Genomic DNA, 6,000 nt, shown 5'->3' with positions numbered 1-6,000 from the left:
AACGGCCCGCCTTCGACCTCAAGCACCCGTACCTGACCACCGCGACGCCATCCGAAATCGACCCGGCCGACCCCGCCGAGAAGACCTGAGGGGGAGACCGGGGGCAAGGAGCGATGCCGTATGGGCCTGTCGAGGAGGGAGGCCCAGATCCTGGCGGAGATCGAGTGGATGCTCCAGCACCAGGATCGAGCCTTCGCACGCCGTATCGATCTCCTGAACGCCGTCCAGCCCGGGAACGCCGCCCGGCCCGAGCGGGACGGCCGGAGGTTCGCCTGCCGGCTCAGCCGCAAGGAGATCGTCTGGGTCATCGTGGCCACCCTGGCCGCGGCTCTGGTCCCGGCTTTTCTCACTCTGGCGCTCTCCGCTTCCGCGTGCGGGCCGCAGCCGTCCCGGCCGACGGCCCCGCCGATGGCGGCGGCGACCCCCGCCCCGTCCGCGTGGGCTTCCTGCCCGCCGTGAGAACGCGCGGGAAACGCCCCGGGAACGGTGTCGCGCGGAGCCGCGTGAGGGACGGCGAGGGCCCGGCGCCGCTGAAACTTTCACCTGGGGAGACCGGCGTCCGGGCCGGACGTCCGAGCTAGGAGGGGACGCGGGCGGTCCGGGGAGGCGGGCCGGCGCGGAAGCTGTTGACTTCCGCCGGGCGGGCACCGAACCATGACGACGCGGCCGGCCGCATCGTTCGATCACGAGGTTCCTCACCTCGCGAGCAGCTCCCGTTCGAAGGGCGTCTTCATGGAAGTCCTGCGCGTTCGCAGATGGCAGGCCGCGCTCGCGGCGGTCGCGGCCGCCGCCGCCGTGGTGGCCGGGGTCGGCTCCTCCCCTGCAGGGGCGGCGGCCGGCACCGGAACCGGCTATCTGCACACCTCCGGCAACAAGATCGTTGACAGTACGGGCGCGACCGTCCGGCTGACCGGCATCAACTGGTTCGGCATGGAGACCGACAACAAGACCTTCCACGGTCTGTGGTCGAACAACCCCTGGAAGAGCCAGCTCGACACGATGGCCAGGCTCGGCTACAACACCCTGCGCGTGCCGTTCTCCAATGACGCGCTGAAGCCGGGCGCGACCGCCAGCGGCGTCAACGACTTCGTCAACCCCGACCTGGTGGGCAAGTCGCCGCTGCAGATCCTCGACCTGGTCATCGACTACGCCGGCAAGAAGGGCATGCGGGTCATCCTGGACCGGCACCGCCCGACCGCGGCCGGGCAGTCGGCCCTCTGGTACGTCGCCTCCACGCCGGAGAGCACATGGATCAACGACTGGAAGATGCTCGCCCAGCGGTACGCGGGCAACACCACCGTCATCGGCGCCGACCTGCACAACGAACCGCACGCCGAGGGCACCAACCCCAACGCCACCGGCGCCTGCTGGGGCTGCGGCGACACGGCCCGGGACTGGCGGCTGGCCGCAGAGCGGGCGGGCAACGCGATCCTCTCGGTGAACCCGAACTGGCTGATCTTCGTGGAGGGCGTGAGCTGCCCGAGCGGCGGCCTGTCCAACGTCTGGGACAACGACCCGAGCAACGACGAGGACTGCGGCTGGTGGGGCGGGAACCTCTCCAAGGCCAAGGAGTTCCCGGTACGGCTCAGCGTGGCGAACCGGCTGGTCTACTCGCCCCATGAGTACGCCACCTCGGTCTACCGCCAGTCGTGGTTCGACGACCCGAGCTACCCGGCCAACATGCCCGCGATCTGGGACCGGTACTGGGGCTACCTCCACAAGGAGAACATCGCCCCGATCATGATGGGCGAGTTCGGCACCACCCTCCAGGCGTCCGTGGACAAGATCTGGCTCCAGGAGCTGATGAAGTACACCGGCACCGGGGTGAACGGCATGTCCTTCACCTACTGGTCGTGGAACCCGAACTCCGGGGACACCGGCGGCATCGCCAAGGACGACTGGACCACCATCAACCAGGACAAGCAGGACATCCTCCAGCCCTACCTGATCCCGCCGGTCGGCGGGGGCGGCGACCCGACGGCGACGCCCACGGTCACCCCGACGGTGGACCCCGCCTCGTGCACCTCGTCGTACAAGCTCGTCAACTCCTGGCAGGGCGGCTTCCAGGGCGAGCTGACGATCAAGAACACCGGGGGATCGGCGCTGAACAACTGGACGGCCACCTGGACGATGCCCTCGGGCGTGACGCTCGCCAGCGCCTGGAACGCCGTCGTCACGACGAACGGGACCACCTGGACGGCCAAGGGCCCGGACTGGGCGAAGAACCTGCCCGCCGGTCAGTCGGTCGCCATCGGCTTCACCGCCAACGGCCCCCAGGGCACGCCGTCCGGGGTCACCTGCTCGGGCGGCTGACGGCTTCCGCCCGGGTGCCCTCCCCGGCGCTCCGGAGGGCACCCGGGCGGCGGTTCCGCTGTGCGAGACGTCGTCCTCGGGCGAGCTGGGCGGGTGATGCCCGCCCGTGGAGCGGGTCCGTGGTGGGCCGGGTGTCGCCCACCCGGGCTGCGCCGTACGACGGCCGGCTCCGCCCCACGACGCCACTCCCGTGAGGTGCAGCGCCTCCGATCAACGGACGCTGTCCGGCGCCGTCAAGCACCGTGACGACCGCGGTCCCAGCCCGGATCTGTCGGTCCCGTACGCCATGATGGGCGGCCGTATATCTCATACGTTCCCTCAAGGAGTGTCATGGTCGTCAACGGTGAAACGGGATGGTCCGGTATCGGCTGGGACCACTGGAGGGACCTCAACCTGATCCGCGCCCGGCTCGATGCGGGCGCCGACCCGAATTCAGGGGTGTTCTTCCACGGGCGGCCGCTCCACGCGGCGGCCGAGTGCGGTTCACCCGAGGTGGTCGCGGAACTGGCCCGGCGCGTCGACGACATCGACGCGGAGCACGAAGGCCGTACCGCACTCTGGGAAGCCGTCTTCAACAACCGCCCCGACAACGCCCGCGCGCTGGTCGCCGCCGGAGCCGACCCGTGGCGGCCGATGATGAACGGCTGGTCCCCCGGACGGCTCAGCCTGGCCACCCCCACCCCTGACCTGTTCACCCTTCCCGACGGCGAGGCCGGCCTGTCCGCCGCCGAGACCGCCGCCGTGGCCGGGGCCGGGCACCTGATCACCGCGGTGGGGCGCTCGGAACACGACGGCTTCAGCCTCGCCTGCGTGGCCGGCATCACCGCGGCCGAGGCAGCGCGGCGACTGGAGGCCGTACCGGCCGATGACGCCGAGGTCGAAGAGTTCCTTGAGGACCCCTGGGACGATGAGGACGACAGTCTGGCCGTCGTCGGCGTCACAGACGTGCCCGGCGGATGCGTCGTCTTCCAGCCGTGGGCATACACCGCATCCAACCCCGGCGTCATCGAGCGCCTGTCGGTCGGGACTGCCTGCTACGGGATGTACGCCAACCCCAAGAGCGGCAACCAGGGAGCCGTCGCCCGCGACGGCGGCATCGAGGAGTGGGACACCCACCCCGGCGGTGGCAGAGTCTCCGCCGACGAGCCCGCCGAGGAGATCCTCACCACCTACCTCTACCACTACCAGGCCGTCGCCTACTGCTTCGCCGGTGCGGGCCTGCGGCCGACCGACGCCCGGTCGATCACCGACCGGCCTGACATGTGGCTCAGATTGCCCGAGCGGGACTGGTGGAGCTGACCGGCGACAAAGGCGAGAAGGCCCGGTCCTTGTTCTGGAGCCAGGCCCTCCGACCCGGTGGAGCTGACGACCCCTTACTTGACTGCCGCGCGGCGGAACGTCAACCAGTGAGGCTTTTCCGTGTGCCCAGCAGAGCAGGAGGTGAAGCCGTGACATAGCGGTGGATCTTGTTGTTCGTAAGCTCGTCGTCGCTTGCCGGTGGAAGTCCGGTCCGGGTAGCTGTCAGGAGGCCCGGTAGCAGGCTGGCGGCTTCGTCTGGAAACGGGCGGGGTCGAAGCCCAGCGTCAAAGGCCCTTTCCAGGGGAAGCAACGATGCGGTCCGTAGCATGAAGCGAAGCCTGCGGCGTCGTTACTCAGCCGCCCCTCGGGGCGGGACAAGGGAGTGCCGAACCTCTCGAAATCGGGGCGAAGGCCATGGACGCGGGGAAGATCCTGAAGACGCAGCCGTCAAGGACTCCCCGGCGCAAGAGGGCGCGGAACGCATCGATAGTGGCGGCGGGAACTGGGGAGGCCCTCACCGGCCCGGTGACCTGCGGAAAGGTCGTGTCGCCGGAGCGTGGCGTCCTATAACCGATGACCTCGGGAAGTGGACAGCCGGCCGGGTGGGCGTGGGAGGTGGCCGTAGTACCGATTGAGCCGACCGGACAACACAACCGGCGGTAGGGAAGGGCCCCTGCTTCGTCGATGCGTAGTGATGTCGAAGGGGGCCCGGTGAGTGCCGTTTCGGCTATCCCCGCCGCTGGCGGACGTTCTCTGGCAGACCCGGTCCGAGCCTTGCAGCACACGCTCTACCGGGCGGCCAAGGCTGACTCCGGACGCCGATTCCACGCGTTGATGGACAAGACCTACCGCAGAGACGTCCTGGCGCGCGCGTGGCTGCTGGTGCGCGACAACAACGGTGCACCGGGTATCGATGAGGTCACCGTGGCCGACGTTGAGGAGTACGGGCTGGCCCGGCTGCTTGATGAGCTGGCCGCTGAACTGCGAGAGGGGTGCTATCGTCCGCTGCCCGCGCCGGGTCATGATCCCCAAGCCCGGGGTGAAGGACGAACTGCGACCGCTGTCGATTCCCGCAGTCCGGGACCGGATCGTGCAGGCCGCCGTGAAGATCGTGTTCGAACCGGTCTTCAAGGCGGACATGCTGGACTGCTCGTTCGGATCCCGGCCGAGACGCTCAGCGCACGACGCCTTGCAGGTGCTCATGGACGAGCACGGGCGGGGTCGCCGGTGGGTGGTCGAACCGGACATCGCCAACTGCTTTTCGGTGATTCCGCACGATGAGTTGATACAAGCGATCGAGGAACGCATCTGTGATCAGTCTCTCCTGAAGCTGCTGCGTGTGATCGTGCGCGCCGGGGTGACGGAGAACGGCCGGGTGCGCGACACCGACGCCGGGACCCCGCAGGGGGATCTCACCCGTCTTGTGCAATGTCTACCTGCACCGGCTGGACCGGGCATGGGGCACAGCCGATGGAGTGCTGACCCGGTATACCGACGATCTTGTGGTGATGTGCTGGTCACGCAGCCAGGCGATGCGGGCGCTGACCCGGCTGACCGGACTGCTGACCGCGCTGGGGCTGGAGCCCAAGGCGGCCGAGACCCGCATCGTGCACCTGGCGGTGGGTGGGGAGGGCTTCGACTTCCTCGGTTTTCATCACCGGCTGGTGCGATCCAGAGGCATTGACGGCAAGCGGCCGTTCGTTTTCCTCGCCCCCTGGCCTGCGGACAAGGCCATGATGGAGCCTGGGATGGCCGAGGTATGGGTTTCGGTCTTACCGCGGGCGAGGTGCGAGGCCCTGGAGGATGAGGTCGACCGCTTCGGTGATGCCCGGCAAGGAGGGGGCGGCGCCCTGATCGGGTGCCATGGGGAGGTTCATGGCCATGCCGAACAGCAGGGCGAGCAGGACGACCGCGCAGTGGTTGGGATCGGCGTCGGCTCGCAGGCGTCCGAGCTCCTGTTCGGCGCGCAGGTACTCGGCGAGTCGTCCCGGGGGGCCCGGCAGGGCGCCGGGGGGCGGCGCGACGCGGGCCAGTTCGGGGTCGGTGAGGATGGCCAGTTCGAGGGGGAGGATGTCGGCGCGCAGGTCCGCGAGGTGGGTCAGGCAGTGGGTGAGGTTGGCGGCGACGGTCGCGGTGCCGGCGCGCGCGGGCAAGCTGTCGATCCAGTCGATGACATGCCGGTTCTGCTGCAGGACCGCTTCGGCGAAGAGGGCGGCCTTGTCGGGGAAGTGCCGGTAGAGGGTGCCTTCGGCGACGCCCGCTGCCTGGGCGATGGCGCGTGTGGTGGTCTTGGCGTAGCCGAGTTCGCCGACGAGCCGGATGGTGGCGTCGACGAGTTTGGTCCGTGTGGCGGTGCCGCGTGGAGCCATGGCACGTTCCCCTTCAAGG

Annotated in this window: 4 protein-coding genes and 2 pseudogenes; 5 read left to right on the top strand and 1 reads right to left on the bottom strand. The window is 69.3% G+C overall.

Features of this window, described 5'->3' with window-relative positions:
* Positions 1–120: 120 nt before the first annotated feature.
* From Psi01_RS31905 to Psi01_RS44770, 5 genes and pseudogenes are all read left to right on the top strand, one after another.
* Positions 121–459, top strand: a complete 339-nt coding sequence (locus tag Psi01_RS31905) for a DUF3040 domain-containing protein (protein ID WP_239128164.1) — start codon at positions 121–123, stop codon at positions 457–459.
* 273 nt (positions 460–732) lie between these two features.
* A complete protein-coding gene (locus Psi01_RS31900) occupies positions 733–2,313 on the top strand; it encodes a cellulase family glycosylhydrolase (protein WP_204067840.1) in 1,581 nt (526 codons plus the stop codon).
* 330 nt (positions 2,314–2,643) lie between these two features.
* Entirely contained in the window at positions 2,644–3,612 is a 969-nt protein-coding gene (locus tag Psi01_RS31895) for an ankyrin repeat domain-containing protein (protein WP_204067839.1), read from the top strand.
* 913 nt (positions 3,613–4,525) lie between these two features.
* Positions 4,526–5,008 (top strand): annotated as a pseudogene (locus tag Psi01_RS31890) (reverse transcriptase domain-containing protein); the annotation flags it as partial.
* Positions 5,009–5,033: 25 nt separating this feature from the next.
* Positions 5,034–5,207, top strand: a pseudogene (locus Psi01_RS44770) (hypothetical protein); the annotation flags it as partial.
* Positions 5,208–5,384: 177 nt separating this feature from the next.
* Here Psi01_RS44770 and Psi01_RS31885 read toward each other — a convergent pair.
* Positions 5,385–5,981 carry a TetR/AcrR family transcriptional regulator gene (locus tag Psi01_RS31885; protein ID WP_204067837.1) on the bottom strand — a complete coding sequence of 199 codons (597 nt, stop codon included), beginning with the start codon at positions 5,979–5,981 and terminating at the stop codon, positions 5,385–5,387.
* Positions 5,982–6,000: the final 19 nt, after the last annotated feature.

Origin of the sequence: Paraplanobispora siamensis, from assembly GCF_016863175.1 — a bacterium.
Lineage (GTDB): Bacteria > Actinomycetota > Actinomycetes > Streptosporangiales > Streptosporangiaceae > Planobispora > Planobispora siamensis.
This window is presented reverse-complemented; position numbering and strand designations above follow the sequence as displayed.

Coding starts and splice junctions, on each gene's coding strand:
- Psi01_RS31905 (WP_239128164.1), top strand. CDS start 121: ATGGGCCTGTCGAGGAGGGAGGCCCAGATCCTGGCGGAGATCGAGTGG.
- Psi01_RS31900 (WP_204067840.1), top strand. CDS start 733: ATGGAAGTCCTGCGCGTTCGCAGATGGCAGGCCGCGCTCGCGGCGGTC.
- Psi01_RS31895 (WP_204067839.1), top strand. CDS start 2,644: ATGGTCGTCAACGGTGAAACGGGATGGTCCGGTATCGGCTGGGACCAC.
- Psi01_RS31885 (WP_204067837.1), bottom strand. CDS start 5,981: ATGGCTCCACGCGGCACCGCCACACGGACCAAACTCGTCGACGCCACC.